Annotated in this window: 20 protein-coding genes; 5 read left to right on the top strand and 15 right to left on the bottom strand. The window is 38.4% G+C overall.

Annotated features, from left to right (window positions below):
- Window positions 1-6: 6 nt before the first annotated feature.
- From cps2T to CD03_RS37730, 10 genes are all read right to left on the bottom strand, one after another.
- Window positions 7-1233: a beta 1-4 rhamnosyltransferase Cps2T gene (gene cps2T / locus CD03_RS0104685; RefSeq protein ID WP_044288905.1), complete on the bottom strand. Its 1227-nt coding sequence runs from the start codon at window positions 1231-1233 to the stop codon at window positions 7-9.
- A gap of 61 nt (window positions 1234-1294) precedes the next feature.
- Entirely contained in the window at window positions 1295-2719 is a 1425-nt protein-coding gene (locus CD03_RS0104680) for a sugar transferase (protein ID WP_027292636.1), read from the bottom strand.
- Window positions 2720-2750: 31 nt separating this feature from the next.
- A complete protein-coding gene (locus CD03_RS0104675) occupies window positions 2751-3470 on the bottom strand; it encodes a helicase associated domain-containing protein (protein ID WP_176731048.1) in 720 nt (239 codons plus the stop codon).
- Between the two features lie 414 nt (window positions 3471-3884).
- Window positions 3885-4727, bottom strand: a complete 843-nt coding sequence (locus CD03_RS0104670) for a tyrosine-type recombinase/integrase (RefSeq protein WP_027292634.1) — start codon at window positions 4725-4727, stop codon at window positions 3885-3887.
- A gap of 212 nt (window positions 4728-4939) precedes the next feature.
- On the bottom strand, window positions 4940-5071 hold the full coding sequence (locus tag CD03_RS38780; RefSeq protein ID WP_255348062.1) for a hypothetical protein: 132 nt from the start codon (window positions 5069-5071) through the stop codon (window positions 4940-4942).
- A 34-nt stretch (window positions 5072-5105) separates the two neighbouring features.
- The gene (locus CD03_RS0104665) at window positions 5106-5858 is read right to left on the bottom strand and encodes a LytR/AlgR family response regulator transcription factor (RefSeq protein WP_027292633.1); all 753 of its coding nucleotides are present in this window, start codon (window positions 5856-5858) and stop codon (window positions 5106-5108) included.
- Between the two features lie 297 nt (window positions 5859-6155).
- A complete protein-coding gene (locus CD03_RS32410; protein WP_052377666.1) occupies window positions 6156-7502 on the bottom strand; it encodes a sensor domain-containing diguanylate cyclase in 1347 nt (448 codons plus the stop codon).
- A 77-nt stretch (window positions 7503-7579) separates the two neighbouring features.
- A complete protein-coding gene (locus CD03_RS39365; protein ID WP_081820118.1) occupies window positions 7580-7762 on the bottom strand; it encodes a DUF6783 domain-containing protein in 183 nt (60 codons plus the stop codon).
- Between the two features lie 112 nt (window positions 7763-7874).
- Window positions 7875-8918, bottom strand: a complete 1044-nt coding sequence (locus CD03_RS0104655) for a GNAT family N-acetyltransferase (protein WP_027292632.1) — start codon at window positions 8916-8918, stop codon at window positions 7875-7877.
- The gene (locus tag CD03_RS37730) at window positions 8845-9138 is read right to left on the bottom strand and encodes a hypothetical protein (RefSeq protein WP_156042777.1); all 294 of its coding nucleotides are present in this window, start codon (window positions 9136-9138) and stop codon (window positions 8845-8847) included. Before CD03_RS37730 ends, CD03_RS0104655 begins: the two co-directional genes overlap by 74 nt.
- A 401-nt stretch (window positions 9139-9539) precedes the next feature.
- Here CD03_RS37730 and CD03_RS0104650 point away from each other — a divergent pair, with 401 nt between their 5' ends.
- From CD03_RS0104650 to CD03_RS38505, 5 genes are all read left to right on the top strand, one after another.
- Entirely contained in the window at window positions 9540-10802 is a 1263-nt protein-coding gene (locus CD03_RS0104650) for a uroporphyrinogen decarboxylase family protein (protein ID WP_027292631.1), read from the top strand.
- Between the two features lie 231 nt (window positions 10803-11033).
- The gene (locus CD03_RS0104645; RefSeq protein WP_027292630.1) at window positions 11034-11678 is read left to right on the top strand and encodes a cobalamin B12-binding domain-containing protein; all 645 of its coding nucleotides are present in this window, start codon (window positions 11034-11036) and stop codon (window positions 11676-11678) included.
- A 454-nt stretch (window positions 11679-12132) separates the two neighbouring features.
- Window positions 12133-12882, top strand: a complete 750-nt coding sequence (locus CD03_RS0104640; protein WP_027292629.1) for a M23 family metallopeptidase — start codon at window positions 12133-12135, stop codon at window positions 12880-12882.
- 21 nt (window positions 12883-12903) lie between these two features.
- A complete protein-coding gene (locus CD03_RS0104635) occupies window positions 12904-13356 on the top strand; it encodes a GNAT family N-acetyltransferase (protein WP_027292628.1) in 453 nt (150 codons plus the stop codon).
- Between the two features lie 104 nt (window positions 13357-13460).
- Window positions 13461-13652: a hypothetical protein gene (locus CD03_RS38505; RefSeq protein WP_242849042.1), complete on the top strand. Its 192-nt coding sequence runs from the start codon at window positions 13461-13463 to the stop codon at window positions 13650-13652.
- Between the two features lie 565 nt (window positions 13653-14217).
- Here CD03_RS38505 and CD03_RS0104625 read toward each other — a convergent pair.
- The 5 genes from CD03_RS0104625 to CD03_RS0104605 all read right to left on the bottom strand — a co-directional run bounded on the left by CD03_RS0104625 (window position 14218) and on the right by CD03_RS0104605 (window position 18854).
- Complete coding sequence (locus CD03_RS0104625) at window positions 14218-15354, bottom strand: ROK family transcriptional regulator (protein ID WP_242849041.1); 1137 nt, start codon at window positions 15352-15354, stop codon at window positions 14218-14220.
- Window positions 15355-15601: 247 nt separating this feature from the next.
- Window positions 15602-15898: a hypothetical protein gene (locus CD03_RS38210; RefSeq protein WP_197041624.1), complete on the bottom strand. Its 297-nt coding sequence runs from the start codon at window positions 15896-15898 to the stop codon at window positions 15602-15604.
- A gap of 267 nt (window positions 15899-16165) precedes the next feature.
- Window positions 16166-16930: an SDR family oxidoreductase gene (locus CD03_RS0104615; protein WP_197041623.1), complete on the bottom strand. Its 765-nt coding sequence runs from the start codon at window positions 16928-16930 to the stop codon at window positions 16166-16168.
- A gap of 252 nt (window positions 16931-17182) precedes the next feature.
- Window positions 17183-17968 (bottom strand): APH(3') family aminoglycoside O-phosphotransferase, encoded by a 786-nt coding sequence (locus CD03_RS32395; RefSeq protein WP_052377665.1) that lies wholly within the window; start codon window positions 17966-17968, stop codon window positions 17183-17185.
- Between the two features lie 175 nt (window positions 17969-18143).
- Complete coding sequence (locus CD03_RS0104605) at window positions 18144-18854, bottom strand: flavodoxin family protein (protein ID WP_027292624.1); 711 nt, start codon at window positions 18852-18854, stop codon at window positions 18144-18146.
- Window position 18855 lies beyond the last annotated feature (1 nt).

The raw sequence follows: 18855 nt of genomic DNA, 5'->3' as shown, positions 1-18855 counted from the left end.
TTCGTGTTATCTCCTCTCATTTTTTCCAAGGAACAGTTTCTCATATTGATCTACAATATATCCCCAGTTGTACCAGTCTGATATTCTCTTTTTTGCCGTTTTTCCCATGTCAGCAATCTGAGCAGGTGACATTTGATCTGCCTCATTAATTAAACGCGCAAGATTTCCGTCCTTTTTATTCCAGTACAATGCGCCGTCCTCTCCCACTTCCCGGTTAAATCCCACGTCCAGCAGAAGATTCAGATCCGTTGCACTGAGGGCTTCCAGCAGACTTGGATTCGTTCCTCCTACTTCATGACCGTGAAAATATCCATACGCATCTTCACGTATTTTCTTTAAGATTTCAGAATCATACATTGTGCCTGCGAATTTAATTCTGGGATCTTTTGCAAATCCTGTTTTCTGCTTTAATTCCTCCAGAAATTTTTCGCTGACATTCGTTATTAGAGCGAAATCTTTTGTTGTCCCGGACTTCATGAACTCCCGAATCATGATTTCATAATTATTCTCAGGAACAAACCTTCCAACCACCAGATAATACTCTTTTGGTCTTAATTTTTTATCCTGATACCAGTGAACCAGCTTTTCATCTGTGTCGGAAATTACAGATTTACCGGTTTCGGCACCATAGGCAATATAAGTGGTATTGGGGCTGTAAACTCTGTATTCCGAACGGATATAACTTTCGATATTTTTACTGTCACAAATTAAAAGATCCGCATACTTCACCATACGGGATTCCGAATATTTCCAATATCTTCTGACAATTGGACTCCACTTTTTACGCAGAAATTCATGACCATCGGGATTAATATATAAAAGTCCGCCTATTTCTTCTATCTTCTTTTTATAATGCCTGATAAATATTCCGATCCTGCATGCCAATATGTAGAAAACAGGCTGCCTGACGTGGTGCTTTTTTACGTAGCGGAGCGCCCATCGCAAGGCATCCGCATCATATAAGATAGCTCTTGCCGGACCTATCTTCTTCCACTTAATGGTATAACAGTCAGTACCATTATAAGAAAATTCGGCCTCCCGGGCATTGTAATCTTCCGGTTCTGCTGCACAGGCAACATGATACTCTACTTCATCTGACTTTTTAAACTTCGTCAGCTTCTCTACAAATGTTTCAAATCCGCCATATTTTGCTGGAATCCCTTTCGAACCGATGATAAATACATGCTGTACTTTTTTCTTATTCCTATTATCATTCGTAACCTTTGGTTTCATCTCGTATTTTCATCTCCATTTCATAATCATTTCATCATTTAAATCCTTCGTTTTCCAATCTTCAGGAAGAACCTTCCCTTTTTAAAACCACCCAAACTGTTTTCAAAAGGATTTTGACATCTAAAAAAATGGACCAGTTCATGATATAACTGACATCCAGCTTGACTATTTCTTCAAAGTTTGTGATGTTGCTTCTGCCGCTTACCTGCCATAGCCCCGTAATCCCCGGCTTAATGGCTATTCTTTTTCTATGGTGGAACTGATATTTTTCCCATTCATCCAGGGTAGGAGGCCTGGTTCCAACAAGACTCATCTCACCTTTCAATACATTCCAGAACTGCGGAAGCTCATCTATGGAAGATTTTCGTATAAAGTCTCCGATCCCTTTAATAATTCTGGGATCATTGTCCATCTTAAACATCAGCCCGTCTTCGATATTGTTTTGCTCCATCAGCTCTTTTTTTCTTTTCTCCGCATCCAGATACATGGAGCGGAATTTATATATATGAAAACGACGTCCGTTTTTTCCGATTCTTACCTGTGAAAAAAAGATCGGTCCCGGCGACTTAAAGTAGATAAGCGGTCCCACAGCCAAACCTATTACCAGTGTCATAAAGCACCCCACCAGCCCGCCGCAGATATCCAGTAACCGCTTCCAGAACAGCTGCCCGGTTGTCACCAGATTCACGGAACTGGAAAGCACCGTATATCCCACAATGTTTTCCACAAACTGATTGGTTTTTAGTTCCGGAATATGAATTAAATTAATATGTATTGTAAGTCCCATTTCCGTACATCCATCTATCAGCGGCTTGTAAATAGGGTCCAGCTCCGGTAATGAAAAAAATACTTCATCAATACATTCATTTTTCATATAGTCCAAAGCATTGCTGCGGTCAGCCAGTACCGGAATATCCAGAATCTTCTCTCCCCGCATGTCTTCATCCATAACAATGACGCCCATAATGCAAAAGTTCCCAAAACTACGGGTTTGGAAATCCAGGATCATTTTCCTGACACTTTTTTTATCTGTTATCAGAATCAAATTTCTTTTTCCCTGGCTCACTAAAAATAAGCTTCCGCTTTTTAAAGTCTTCTTTCTGACACATCGGAAACAAAAACTCAACAGGGTAAAGAAAGCCCACATAGTTACATAAACGGAACGCGAATACATATTCATGGTTTTTGCAAGATACAGATACAGCAAGAAACAAATCATCACACAGGACGTATGGTGGATCGTTTCCTTTACTTCTTTTCCAATACCTCTTTTTAAAATATCCTGATAGCTCCCAAATGCAAGAGCGATCAATCCATCAATAAAGATAAAAATGACTGACCAACCTAAATAAATATCTCTTAAGTAAAAAGTTTGAACTCCATATCTAATCATAAAGGCAATCATTAAGGCTGCTTCCACACAAATCAGATCAATAATGATAAAATCAAGGTGTTTCATCCAATTATTTAAATTTTTCTGGTACATAATTAACTCTTTTTCTACCTTATTTTTATATTTAACTGCTTTTTTGTAAAATTGTACTTTTCTCTAAATGCCTTTCACTTCGAATTCCCCAGAGCATTCCAATCTGATTCAATTTGAAGACCTCACTCTCCTCCAGTTTATTTTTCCTGGTCCCTCTGTATTTTTCCCGTTGAACATTGATCCATATTCCTAATTTAAATCCGGATTCCGTTACATAATTAAAAGGTACTTCCAGATTCCCATAGGTCTTATAGTAGCAGCTTGCCTGCTCATACCATTCATCCCATTCCCTTCTAGTACGGATCTGCCAGTTAATACCCAGCCGTTCTAATTTATCTGTTTCCTCCGGACGAAGTTTGTTTTGCTTGTAACGTTTCCTTTGATAACTGATCCATTCGCCCAATGGCAGATGCCTGACCATATATCCCTTTGGAATATCTATATTTTTGTACTCCTCATAATACTGGACACAATACTGATACCAGATCTCCCACTGTGTGCGTATCCCCAGCGTCCATTCCATTTCAATCTGATTCAACAGATATATTCTTCTTTCATCAATCTGGTAAACACCCTTTTCATGATACGCAGCTCTTTGCCGCTCAATCCACCGCCCAAGCAAAAGATCATTGTTTGTTCTGTATTTTACCGGTATTCTTAAGTGATGGTTTGTCTCATAATATTCCTTTGCCAGTTCATACCATACATCCCAATCAAGGCGCGTATACTGGCGCTTACTCGTCTTGTTCATTTTCTTTTTTCTCTGCATTCTTTCTTTTTTAGCAACGCCTCACCATATATGTGGTACAACTTTTTACATTTCCAAGAACGCGGTTCCTTACCGTTTTCCCTATTACATAATTACCATTATGTAGTATCAGGACCAGAGAAAAGGGATCATTTTGTGTTTTATATGCAATATGTGAAATTAATCTGAGTCAATAGGAAAATTTAAGATATGAAAAGAAAAGTCTTTTACAATTTTTAATGCAAAAGACTTGTTTGAATGTTCAAAATTAAGTAACTGATTAAAATTCGACTTTTTTTCTATTATGTATTTGCATTTTTATCAAAATAGTGCTAATATAATACCAATCGTAAAAAATAGTTATGTAATTTATAAATGTCTGATACTACATAATGGTAATTATGTAGTTTTTATTTTCTATAGGATTAATCCCAGTTTATCAATATCTCTCTGATGTTCATACCCCGATGTCATAATGTAGATACGTGTCGTATTTATACTGCTATGACCCAGTACATCTGCTAACTTGGCAATATCTTTTTTTAATTCATAAAAGCATCTGGCAAACAGCTTTCTCAGGTTATGAGGGAACACTTTTTCTTTTGATACACCTGCTTTTTGACATAATTTCTTCATGTCTGCCCAGATATTACTTCTATTGAGTGATTTGCCGCCTTTCGTAATGAAAACTTCTCCGCTTTTAATCCCATATTTCTTTGAAAAAAGAATTAGTACCTTTTTTAACTTTTTGGGTATCAGGATTATTCTGGTCTTATTCTTGCTGGATACCGTAATCTCTCCCTGTTTAATATCCTCGATCTTAAAATATTTCAATTCAGATATACGAATACCCGTTGATGCTATCGTTTGGAGTATTACAAACATTCTTTCGTTATTAATGGACTTTGCTGTATTCAGCAGGCGTATATATTCTTCTTTATTCAGTTCCTTCTCCGAAGAACGGAATGGCTTTTTTTGTACCTTCAGCTGCTTTACACAGAAATCATTTAGCCCAAAAAACTGCAGGAACTTATTCACTGCCGCTATCATGGAATTAACACTGGTTACTGCAAAATTATCCTTTAGATATTTCTTGTAAGCAATTACAAGGTCCTTTCTGATTTCATTTCCAGCAAGAAATACTTGAAATCTTCTGATATCCCGCATATATTTCTGTATCGTTAAATCACTTTTTTCCTCTTTTTGTAACTGTCTTATAAAAAGTACGATCGCGTCTTCCGAAACTTTCTCTGGTTTCATATTTTGTCTCCTAAAAATGTCTTCCTTATATTATTTAATTCTGGTATATCTTTATTTGACTATTATCTTCAAGATAATTAATAATTATGAGGTATTTTTAAAAAATAAAAAACTGTGTTAGCTAAAATATAAAAGCTTACACAGTTCTCCCAATTAAAATAAATAATAACGCTATCTAATTAGCATATTCACATTTCAATATAATATCAATCTTAACCGGAATAGCCCCGGTTGAATATCATAATCAATACTGCCATTATATTTCTTAACAAAAGCCTGGATGCTTCTGCTCCCAATACCTCGTTTAAAGTAAACATTAATCCCAAAGTCATTGAAGTGGTCATTAGAACCTTAATGAGATTGTAAAGAATGTCATCACTAAATATTAGAATAGAAATCACTCTCCTGGGCTTCTTTGAATAAAAACTCCATATAGCTTTTTCTGGCACTTTGATAAGTTCGCGTAATTCTCAGCTCTTTTTTATTAATCAGAGTAAAACCTTTCTTTGAAATTTTATTGACAAATAACATGTTAACGATTACGGACGAGGAAACCTTAGTAAAACGGAAATCTTTTAACAGATCCTGCATTTTCTGACCAAAAGACTCCCGAAAAATAACACTGTCAATTACTTCTCCATTCTCCAGATAATAGGATAAATAATGATAATGATACTCAATATAGATAATGGAACTCTTACTGACTGTAACCATGCCATTACTTGTTTTTATATAGACACTAGTGTTAAACCGCTCGTAACGTTTCAATACTTTCTGTAAAACCAGGTACAGTTCTTCGTATTTCACTGGTTTTAACAAATAATAATAGGCATGTACCGTATAAGACTGAACTGCAAAGTCCGGTGAATTTGACAGATAAATAATAACAGCCTGTTCATCTCTCTGCCTTATGAGCTGTCCCAGCTCTATACCATTTCTTTCCGGCATGATAATATCCATCAAATAAATTTCAAAATTCTCGTAACGAATCGCATTCAATAGACTATTAGCAGTATGAAATACGGCAATTGAAATTTCCTTTTCTGAATATAATTTTATTATCTGCTGCACTATAACATTCAGCCGATGTAATTCTACCTCATCATCATCACAGATAGCAATCTTAATCATTTTATCCCTCCCAAGGTGTCATAACAGGCCATAATAAATAGCAAAAATCCTAATAGCTGTAGAATAATTGTATCTTAAGGTAATCCTGATGTCAAACAGAGATCAAATTCTTGAAAAAATCTTGAAACTTTCAAATTTGAAATATTTGCAAAGAGAAGCCATCAGGATCATATACAGAGGATTCTCCTAATGGCTGAATATATTATTTTCCTTACCTTTACACCTTTGGTAGTCATTTATATGGGCTGATTAATGAACCGCATTAACAGAAACTACTTCATCCTGGGCTATGTCATCTCATGACCAGGTATGTTCATCTAATGATACCCTATATTCATGCATCGATGGATTATAGACGGCATAACTGCCTTTGCCTGTATTTTTCACATAATAAAGCGCCTGATCAGCATGGCTGAAGAGGCTATAAAAATCCCTGCCGTCTTTTGGATAAAATGCAATTCCTATACTGCAGCTCAAATGAATATCATACTCTTCGAAAGAAATTTCTTTGATTCCTATTAAAATTTTATCTGCCAGTTCAGCTGCTAACTGATCTGACAACCCCGGAAGAAATGCAAGAAACTCATCTCCCCCAACTCTGCCTAGCACATCCGTAAAACGAAATTTATTTTTCATCATTGAAGCGATCTTTGATAACGTCTTATCCCCACACAAGTGACCAAACTGATCATTGACATATTTAAAGTCATCCACATCAATTAGAAATAACGCACCCTTTTCGCAATCCTTCCACTCCAGATACTCTTCCATTTTCTTCTGGGATACCGCCTTATTATAAAGCCCCGTTAGGCAGTCGTTCTGGGCTTTAATTATCAGCTCCTGCCGTTCTCTCTTCTCTTCCTCTATATCTACGATCACGCCGACTGCCCTTACAGGTCTTTTATTATTGTCATATTGTGTAGTAGCCCGAATACGGCACCAGGTGAATCTGCCCTTTACATTTTTTATGCGAAATTCTGTTTCTGAATAAGGAACTCCCGCTGCAGTGTCCGTCATAATTGCAATAAACGCAGCCATATCATCCGGATGTATATTCGGTGACTGGGGAATCCTACTGCTAATGCCTTCCCTTATGGCAGTATAGCCAAACTTCTTACTCCAGTTCTTGGAAAAAGTCAGACTATCCGCATCCATATCCCATTCAAAGATAATATCCGTCCCCTGATCCATAATAACCTGATGCCGCTCTAAAGAAAGCCGCAGGGCTTCCCTCTGCTTCCTCTGTTCTGTTATGTCCAACATAACACAATATAATGTCCGTTGTCCATCTTCTCCTACAGCAAGCCTCCCTTTATCCAGTATCCACACCAGACCGCCATCCTTAATCGGTATCCGGTACTCCAACTCCAGATCATTTTTAAATGCCAGCTGGTGTTTCATTGATTCAAACACAGCGTCCCGATCTTCTTTATATATCATTCTTGCAAATCGATTCTGAAATCTTTCCTCAATATCGTTTCTGCTATATCCGAACATCTCGAAAAAACTGTCACTCATATTAATTATCGTCAGTTCCTCATCATCCTTACATTGGTGAAGTCCACATGGAACATTCTTTGTCAAGGCAGACATCTCCCTTAACTTAGACTGAAGCTCCTGTAATGTTTCCCGTTTAAATTCCACTTTTGTCTCCTTCCTCTAAACATTTATTCCATTTACAATCAGTATAGAATTCAGGATTATAATTTTTTTCTTCAAAATTAGAACATGGCTGAAAGTATAGGTCTAGAGCGTGTATTAGAATTGCTTTCTGGCAGCTGTGCATCACACTTTGTGGGTGATTTGTCCCGGATGAAGGGCGCGTAGCGGGCTACGTAACCTGAATTCGGGGCAAATATGCCGCAAAGTAGGACGTGCAGATGGCGGGAATGAATTACAAACACGCTATAATACTTATTTTCTATTTTAAGCTATTTTACTATAAAAGCAATACTTTAGGGAAACATACACTTATATGACATTTAAATTCACTTAAACGACACTTCACAACACTCATTAAAGCTGCATAAAAGCAATAAGCAGAACCGATATCAGCGCCATTGCACAATATAACCATCTGTTCCAGCAAAAGACCCTGCTTCCGCCATAAGCTTCAAAGGGATAAAATGCCAGGATACGATAGATCAAAAGTATTTCTCCAATCCATGAGGCATAGTGAAAAATCAAATGAGAAGATTGAAATATCATAGATACTCCCGTTAATACAATCATGAACAACCATTCTGCTAAAGCCACCATTCCCAAATCCCTGCGGAATTCGTTCGTGTTTTCGTAGTCCCGGGGATACCAGTTGCCGCTCATTGGAAATACTCCGCTAAAAAAATTTACGATTGCAGCAACACCTGCTCCTCCATTATTCATACGAAACTGCCATTCCCTCTTACTGGACATGGCCATTATTCTGCCCACGGCGATTCTGCCAGCCAGGATTCCTGCATAGACCCCCAGAAATATCATGGGTTCTTTTATGCGGTACAAAGTTAAAAGAATCAGCAAAACATTGATCAGAAGATATGCCCCAATCTGTCTGCCAGTGCTGTCTTTACTTTCCAGTGTCTCATTGCGCACTGCCAGATAAAAATCCATCCCGATAGCCAGCCAGAATAAATTTCGAATAAACTGGGACAAGACACCCAAAACCCCCAGATGCCGGAACATTTCCGGCAATCCAACCCTGGAAAATTCATTTTTCAGAAATAAACTCCAGGAACCGACATTGTCATCCTTTACTAATGCTGCCTGAGAGTCACATCCCTGCTCCCAAAGATGATTCGTGGTTGCCTGGTACAATTTTCTGCCAATTCCTCTCCCATGATAATCCGGGTCTACAAATGCATATTCAAAGTACCCCGTTCTCTTCCCCTGGACTTCAGTAATTTTGTAGATAATGGCTCCTGTAATTTTTCCATCAACTACTGCTACTAATGCATGTTTTGGTTCACTTACAAACATTCCTTCAATAAAATTAAATGCCCGCTTGCCAATTTTTTTCACCTCTTTGGCTTCTTCCTGCTCCATAGTGCGAATTACAATCTCCACTGATTTCCTCCTTTTTCATTCCACGTTTTTTAGTAGATGCCCAATGGGAACGCAAAAAGGCATAGCCTGTATCTTCCCTTACAAGCCATGCCTGATTATTTATTTGTGGTTGACCCATATGAATATGATCCAAAAGGCAGCGTCTGATACGGCGTTGTCCATAGGTCCCTCCTTGTGGTTTATTTACTAAAAGTATATAAAAGCTTTCTCTTACTGTCAAGAAAAGTTTAATCCGTTCAGTTGGTTACAATAAGATCACTTTCACAAACATTGCAGCAGAGAAACCATAACCACTGCCCAGGCTTCACAGTTTATCATTTAAGAAAAATACAATAGCGAATAATGTCAAACATTTATTGATAATTTTTAGTTTACACACAGTTTTATATATTTTACATAATATTACATATTTTAATTATACAGTTTATATTGTATTTATATTATATATTTATTATATTTTATACAGTTTATAATATATTATAAATTTAAATAGTGTATGAAATACTTTTTTAAAACTATTTAAATTAGACATTGACATGTTTTTCCATATAATATACTATTAATTTATAAGGTATAAAACTTTAATCATTCTTCTGCCCACAATGAAATGGAGGGAATCTAATGAAAAGCATGGAAGCAAGCAGTTACAGTGAAAAATTAGAGCGATTGGACCGGTGCACCAGATTAGAAAAGGTCGACCGTGTACCAATCGGAGCGGCAACACTGTATTTTCCAGCAAAATATTCTGGTATCTCATATGAAGACATGTATTATGACCAGGATAAGTACATGAAGGCCTCAACTAAGTTTGCAAAGGATTTCAATTGGGATGCAGCATGTATGCTTCGCTCATTTGAGTCTGTGACACTGGGTTTGGCACTTGCAGGAACAGATCCGGAAACTGCGGTAAATGCAGCAGCTGCTTCTGTTCTGGGCGGCGGATTTGCACATGACATTCTAAAAGACAATTATTCATCCCAACCCGGCAGAGAGGTTCCACCCTTTGTGGAATCACAATTTAAAATCAAAAGTCCGGTCATGAGCGTTGAAGAATATGACGAATTTATTGACGATCCTTTTGGCTTCCTTAATAATAAGGTAGTTCCACGGGTATATGGCTCATTAAGCAGACCTGGCAGCAGTGAATCAACAACTGCCCTCATAAAATTTGGCATGAAGCTGGGTCCTGCATTGGGGGATTTACAAACCTTTACTCAGGAAATGAAAGACGTAAACTGCCCGCCATGGTATATGGCACTTAATCCAAATCCACTGGATGCACTTGGAGCATTTCTCAGAGATTTTGATCAGGTTATTTATGATCTCCGGCGTGTTCCGGATAAGGTTCATAAGATTTGTGCGGCTCTGGCTCCGGTACTATTGGCTGTTGGAAAAGCTACGGGAGAGATTTCATATCAGCTGACGGGCTCCAGGAGGGTATTCTGTCCGGTCTGGTATAACAGCTTCCTGTCAGAAAAACAGTTCCGTGAATTTCATTGGCCATATCTCAAGTACATTTGTGAAGAACTCATCAAAGCAGATTTTACACCACTCCTTTCTCTGCAGGGCAGTTATGACCATTTGTTGGATACACTTCTTGAACTGCCGGCCGGTAAAGCAATTGCCTGGTTTGACCGGACAGACCCTATAAAGGCAAAACAAGTCATTGGAGAGCACATGTGTATCGCAGGCGGTATATCACCGGCGCTTTTAATTGGTGGCACTGTTAAAGAAGTTGATACACGGGTAAAAGAACTTTTAGACGAAATGAAAACTGCGTCCGGGTTCATATTTACCCTTCCGTTTAACGCCATAGGTCCTGCAAAAATCGAAAATGTTGCCGCAATGACTGACGCTGTCCACAACTATGGTATCTACCGGTAGACCTCATACATAAATCAATTCGTTATTGGATCCCATACACAAACTAATTTGTTATTGGTTCCTATCTAATTCGTTATTGGATTTCATATCAGACTAATTCGTTATTGGATTGCACACCAAACTATTCGTTATTGGATCTCACACCAAACTAATTCGTCATTGAATCCCATACCATACTAATTCGTTATTTCATTAATAGTAACTATGAATCGTTTTCAAAGGAGGTTAATTATGATTGATTTAGCCACACTAACAAGAGCTCTCGGGGAGCTTGATGAAGAAAAAGTTCTCTTCATGCTCAATGAATTCGCTGCTGGAAACCCAACTAAAGCAGAAGCAAACAAAGCCATAGAAGCCTGCCAGAAAGGAATGGCAGTTGTCGGAGAGCAGTTCGAAACCGGTGCATATTATGTTGGCGATCTGATGTTTGCCGGAGAAGTGCTGTCAGAAGCGATTAAAATTCTGGAACCCATCATTGGCTCCGATTCCAGTGAAAAAGTCGGTAAAATTGTCTTGGGAACCGTCCATGAAGATCTGCATGATATTGGAAAAAATATCTTTAAAAGTATGGCGGAAGCTTCCGGTTTCGAAGTATATGATCTTGGCATTGATGTGCCCGTCAGTTCCTTTGTGGAAAAAGTACTTGAAGTAAAACCTGAGATAGTGGGACTGAGCGGAGTCCTCACTCTGGCAATCGATTCCATGAAAGATACCATCGACGGGCTGAAGGATGCCGGCATTAGAGATGATGTTAAAGTCACAATTGGAGGCGCATGTGCCAGTTATGACACTATGGTGGTAACGGGTGCGGATGCTTGGTCTAATAATGCGGCGGAAACGGTAAATGTCTGTTTGGACTGGGTGCGGGGGGCTTAGATTTGAACGGGAATTAAGAATTTAAGATCGGATTTCTCAGGTAATTGAGATTATAATTTTTTATTTCAGATCAATATTGTTTTTATAAAAAGGCTGACAGCGGAATCTGCCAGCCTTATGCTGTAGACAGAATTATTTTTATCTGTGCAAGAGTAAACCCTTCCAGGGGCTATGAGAGCAAATTTCATTAATTTCAGGAAATTAATGAAATTCTCTTAAAGGAAGCTTGAAAATCCAATGAAATTCTCTATGAAAAAAGATATACGGTGCTTCACTTTCACTTACTACTCTGATATACTTTAATTAAACTAAAATAAGTCTGTGAAAGGGGTTGTTGATATGAGTTTAATAATTCTTGAACTTTTCATGTTAAAGTATGGGATTTGAGATTATTTGATTGATATCAAATAATTTTCCATTGAATTAGGAAATCCGTATAAAGGAGAAATTTCATATGAATAAACGACTTCTAGGACAGGCTGTATTGCAAGTAATCGGCTTATATTATGCAAAAATTAAGTATCGAAAAAAAGATATTGATCCCATAGATGATTATGTGCCAAAAGTAGAGTATGCATTGCCATTCGCTGGAGAATGGTATATAGGAAATGGCGGTGTTACTAAAAACACATCCCACTCGTGGGAAGTCTTACCACAACGTTTTGCTTATGATTTCTTTATCGTGGATGAAAATGGGGAGAGCTGCCAAGGCGATAAAAAGGATTTGCATAGTTATTATTGTTATGGAAAAGACATTCTTGCCCCTGCCGACGGCATAGTTATCTCAGTAAAAAATAACTTCCCTGATTGCCGCATAATGAACGATGGGCAGCCCGACCCAGACACACCTGATATTGGCGGTAATCGAATTATTATAAAACACTCGCCAAATGAATATAGTACCATTTGTCATCTTATGCCTGGGAGTGTAAAAGTACAAAAAGGGCAGACTGTAAAAAGAGGTGATGTTGTCGCTCAGTGCGGTAACTCTGGTAATACGACAGAACCCCACATTCACTTTCAGGTGCAGGACACTGCCCATTTTTATTCTTGCATTGGCTTACCTGTCTATTTTAGTAATATTCAAAAAAGGCTCTATGCCAAGTACAATATAGTTGATACACGCCCGCTGCCAGAAAAAGAAGATATAAAAGATGGATATATCCATCGGGGATTATTGGTAAAGAATTTTGGAAATAAATAATGTGCGTGAGGAGATATACATATGGAAATAAAAATCATTGAAAGTAACAAAAAAGACTTTCTCGATTTGTTGCTTTTAGCAGACGAACAGGAAAGCATGATTGATAAATATTTAGATAGAGGAAACCTTTTTGCACTATATGATGACGGATTAAAAAGTATCTGCGTTGTAACTGACGAGGGAAACGGTATTTATGAACTTCAAAATTTGGCAACTTACGAGCAAGTTCAAGGAAAAGGGTATGGAAAAAAGTTAGTTAGCCACATATCCCGTTATTACAAAGATAAAGGTACAACGTTATCTGTCGGCACCGGAGACATCCCCTGGATCATCTCGTTTTACGAATGCTGCGGATTTATTCTATCGCACCGTCTTGAAAATTACTTTATAGAACATTATGATCAACCGATGTTTGATTCAGGTATTCAGTTAAAAGATAAAGTTTATCTCAAAATGGATTTAGGTGTAGTGTAAGAATAGTGCGTGAGCGACTTTTTCGGAGTAACAACAGATTACATTTTAAAAGGAATTGAGCCAGTGCCAATGAAGGCCAAAAAAGCAAAGAACTTACAAGTAAAGTGCTTTATATTGCCTCAACAGCCTTTATTGCTATTGGGCTGTTTTGCGCTTTTGGTAGATGGTATGAAGAACAAACTATGGAAGCGGTGTGGGGTTCAAAGATTATTCAAACAGTGGGGATTGCCGGCTATTTTATTGGGAAAAACTGTCGACAGAAAAAGCACCATTTTATGTTGATTGGTTTAATATAGTTGGTATTGCTTTTATGCCATGTTCTATAATAACTGGATATATTTCAATACTTGTTTTTAATCAAGGGTGGATTGCATCCTATCCGATTGATACAATCCATACTTTAATTTTTAGCGTAGTATTATTTGTGGTCTTAGTTATGAGTTTTATCTTTATAAAAAAACAAAAGCAATCTACGCAGTAATAAATTCAGTTTGAGAATTTTATAATTACATTTAAGCGGTTAGTCATACATGATTGACCGCTTTTTACGTTAACGGAGGTGAAAACATGAAGTGTCGTTTTGTGCCTTTGATGAACAATTAAACTTTTTCGGAATGAATGATATATACCCAAGTGATGTTACACGATTTTGTGTTCATGGCTGTGCTATACCCGTATCGAATGACAAGCTGGCAAAGGCAATAAAACAGCTTACCCCAAAACAGCATGAAGCTATCCATGCTAAGTTATTTTGTAGGAATGAACGACAGAGAGATAGGGGAGTTTATTTCCGTTGCTCATTATACTATCTTCTATCGCAAACGCAGCGGACAAATTAAATTATTGTATTATAGAGTCGGATTATATCAGCGTATCAAGATACTTCTCAATAAATCGCATCCCAATCCCAACAGCAGAAGCTTCCCGTTCATACCGGCAAGTCTGCAGATAAGTAGTATCGTTATCAAAAGGATCCAACTTCACTACCTTCTTATTGAGATCCATAATATATTTTTTCAAATAGCCTCCCACATATCCGCCTAATATGATGTCACAGTCAAAAACCATACGTAAGTCTGTCACCAGCACAGCTAAGTCTTCCAGATATTTTTCCCAGACTTTCTTTGATCCTTCATCCCCAGTTTGAAGCTGATCGAAAAATCTATCCAGACTTCCCTTCCCATGACCCGCCAGAACTCTCGCAGAACAATATACATCTGCACAACCCTTTTTGCCACAATAACATTTCGCACCGTTTCGTACCAGATTCATATGTCCAAATTCCGCACTTCGGTAATGTTCACCAGTATAAATTCTTTGGTTGATGTAAACGCAGCCGCCTACAGTATCACTGAGAGAGACATAGACAGCATCCTTATTGCGGTTCGCAAACTCTGCAATTGCCGCACTGTTAGCATCATTTTCGTAGCAGACATCATATTCGAACAGCTGACTTAAATTTTTCAGACTCACATTATTTACTTTCAGAACATGTGAAGTAATAATCAATTGGTTTTGGGCATCTATAATTCCTGGAACGGAAATTCCCACCCCAAGAATTTTATTACTTTCGATCCGGCTTTCCTCCAGAAAGCAGGCAAAATTCTCATACAGGGCTTCATAATAATCAAGCGTATTTTCATAAGACCTGCGTATTCTCTTCTGGCATAATAAATCCCCTTTTAAATCAATAAATACATAACTGATATGATTCCGGGTAATATCAATACCTGCTGAATACATAAAATGATTGGCTATGGACAGGCCTTTCGCCTTACGCCCTCCGGTCGACTGATATTCATTTCCTTCTGTTACAATTCCAAGCTGAATGAGCTCCTTAATATTTTTAAATACTGTAGGCATACTCAAATCCAGCTTTGACGCTATTTCTGCTTTTGATATTTCTCCGCAGTCTAAAATACATTTAGCTATTCTGACTTTATTGGACTGCCTGCTTTCATCTACGCCGTTGACTACCATACATATTCTCGCTTTCATAAAAAGTTATATAAAAGTATATTATACCAACGGCATGATTTTTGCAAGAAACTACACTATATTTCATTTATGTTTTTTACACTATCCCGTATCATCACATCCCACTCTTATCGTTGTGGAATCAAAGCTATAATGTTCTATCTTCTGAATAATCCGCTCCACAGCCCATATGGCAAACTGCTTTATATCTAACGGTTACTTGTCAAATTGTGGGCTTTGTATTTTATATACTCACCCTCAACCTTCTTCATAGCTTGAGAATGGCAGATAGAGCCATTGCCATTGAGAAGTTTTCCCCACTCATTGTCAGTATATTATCCAGATGTTTTGCCCAATCCTGCATTGTCATGGCTTGCTCTCGTTCTGCCTGACGTTCTGCAAAAACATTTTTTATGTGCTTAGAAATCACACTTCTATCTCTTTGGAAGAGGTCTGCCATTTGTCCTATTGACAACCGTGCTGTCTCATTTTCAAAGGTAACATTAAAATCCTTCTCTGTTGCCTGACCTGTATTTTCCGCTATTCCGCTCCTAAAATATTTCACATTTTGGAAAATAAAACTGGATTTTTAATGAAAAAGATGTTCGATTGTAGTAAAAAATAAGACCAGAGCTGCCGCAAACCCCTGATTCTATTGGGTTCCTTGCTAACTTGGTCTTATTATAACTTGGTTTTATTATAACATGCTCTCCTGCAACATTCGTCACTTAATCCATATGTAATTTGACCGATCATAGAATTTAAACGTTCATTAATATATCAACTATCATTTAATTCAAACAATCGTCAAAATCTCAATTTAACACTCTGATTATTGTGCAACATATCCTCCATCCACAATCACATCCGACCCTGTTGTGTATCCGGCCGCATCGCATGCCAGATATAATATTGCAGGAATCAGCTCTTCCGGTTTACCCATACGGTGATAAGGCATAAGCGGCATCCAGGCATTTTTTAATTCCTGAGGAGTATCCGCTGACATAGGCGTACCAATATAACCCGGGCTTAAACTGTTAACCCGAATTCCATGCTCTGCCCATTCAATGGCAAGAGACCTGGTCATGTGCATTACTCCGGCTTTAGAGGCATTATAAGATGCCTGCCACTGCGGGATATTAACAATTGTGCCAGACATAGATGCCATATTTATAATACTACCCTTGGTTCCGGACTCTATCATCCTTCTGCCTGCGGCTCTTGCCACAATATATTCTCCTGTCAGATTGACATCAATAACCTGTCTCCACTCTTCTATCGTAGCCTCTAAAGTATCCTTATGTATACAGATTCCCGCATTATTAAACACAATGTCAATATGTCCGGAACGTTCCATGATGAGATCCATCGCCTTCTCTACCGCCTCCTCATCTGTCACATTAGCCGTAATACTATACGCTTTACCACCTTCCCCTTCAATCATCCTGACTGTCTCCCGGGAATCCGTCTTTCCCATAATAACTACCTCGGCTCCCGCCCTTGCCAATGCAATGGCAATTACCTGTCCGATTCCTACTCTTCCCCCTGTAACCAGGGCTGTTTTCCCCGCTAACCCAAAAATACTTTCCAGATACATTATAAATTCTCCTTTCCACCTCACAAATAATTCTTTATTTCTTTTGTATTCATTGTATTTCTTTTATAAAAGCTTTTATCTAAGTATTTAAATTATACTACGATATTTTTTAACTGTCAATCCACTATTATGTACAAATTGAAGATGCAGTATCGCCAACCTGTATTTTATATCATTTACACAATAAAAAGGCGATACAGCCTCCTGTATCACCCTTATTATCTATGTATCTAATGTGCCTGAACCTTCTTCTCAAAACAGTTCATCTAATAAAATATAATATTGAATCCGATCCCAATCCGGTTCTATCCCTAACTTGTCAAAAAGAATATCCGCATTAAAGTCTTCATATATTTTTCCTCCATACCTGCCTTCAAAATTATGCTTTAGACTTCGGTAGCAAAGAGCGATATCCTGGTATTTATCAGCTATTCCGCTTCTCCCCAGATCTATAAAACCACTGACTTTATTTTGATTGATAAAAATATTTGGAAGACAATAATCACCATGAGAAAATACAAGATTTTCGGCGGGTCTGTTATCTTTTAACCATGTAAGTAAATCAGCCGGAGAAGCAAATCCATTATCCCCATAGGTTCCCGGCTCTACTCCTTCCATTTCGCAGAGGTTATTAGAAACGAGAATTTCCGCCAGCCGCAGTTTATTATCAATCCCATTATGATAAGGACACGCTGAAATATCCACATTCCACAACATTCGCAGCCCTTCTGCCAGCAATTCCGTTAACAGCTCGGGATCTTCCAGAAATTCCGTGGAGCAGGACATTTCTCCAACCACCCGTTCCATAAGCAGATAATTTGTACTGCAGCTCTTTTCGGAGCAGAGCAGTTTCGGCACTGGAAGTCTGCCGGAGAGCCAGGACAGCATTTGATGTTCATTATCTGATTCTTCACATTGCTTTTCTATTTTAAGAATCATATCATCAAAACAGATAACCTGGGAATCGGACATCCCGGTTTTGTCTAAGGTAAATGAACGGGAACCGATTATATTATTAATTTTTGTAGGAATATCCATTATTTTACCTCACTTAATCATTGATATCATTTTCAACTCCAAATCATTTTCAGCATTTAATTCGAATTTAAAAATCTCCATGCCCCTCTACATCTCATCCTTAGATAACTGTGCATACCCCAAAAATAATTTTATTTTGATGGCGGCCTGCAGTTCTAATATTCCAGGACAGCAATTATTTGTTCCACGGCCTTTTCTTCCCGGTCCAACCTTGATTTACCCACCAGTCCCGATCCACCGGATTCCAGGCTGCGCCGGGACTGGACTGCATTTTCCGAAAAACATAAAAAAACAGTTTCCCCCTGATACTGGCTCTGGGCCGTTCTGCCCGCTGCCGCACCCTGGCTGCTATGCGGACAGCTTCCCGCTCCATTTTTTCCCGCTTTTTCACTTTTACATCTGATATCCCCATGGCATTGCTGACAAATGGGAAACAGAATACCCTTGATACGCCCATCCATTTTAACTGTCTTGCAAGTGAACGGGCAGTATGTCCGGCAGGGGCTCCCGCAGATGAGCAAAATGTCACACCCACCTTTTTAAACATTCGACCATGTGGCCTGTGAGTCACCCATCGATACGCCATATGATCCAGGAAATTTTTCATGGAACCGCTCATCTCCATAACATAGTTGGGGCTGTCCAGAAAAATAATATCCGCCCACTCCATTGCCCTGGCTATCGGCTGTACTTTTTTGGCGGCAGGACAATGCTCTTCTCCCTTTATAAAACAGCTGTTGCAGCCGCAGCAAAAATCCGGGCCATCCTTAGGCAGAAAAAATTCCCTGATTTCATCCTGATCATTTGCCAGGTGTTTCAGCACTTCTCTGGTCATGGTATAGGTTACCCCTTTGTGTGACTGCCCATGTATAACCGTAATTTTCATC

It is taken from the genome of Robinsoniella sp. KNHs210 (assembly GCF_000686105.1).
Lineage (GTDB): Bacteria > Bacillota > Clostridia > Lachnospirales > Lachnospiraceae > Robinsoniella > Robinsoniella peoriensis.
Note: the sequence above shows the minus strand (reverse complement) of the source record. Positions and strands in the feature narration are given on the sequence as shown.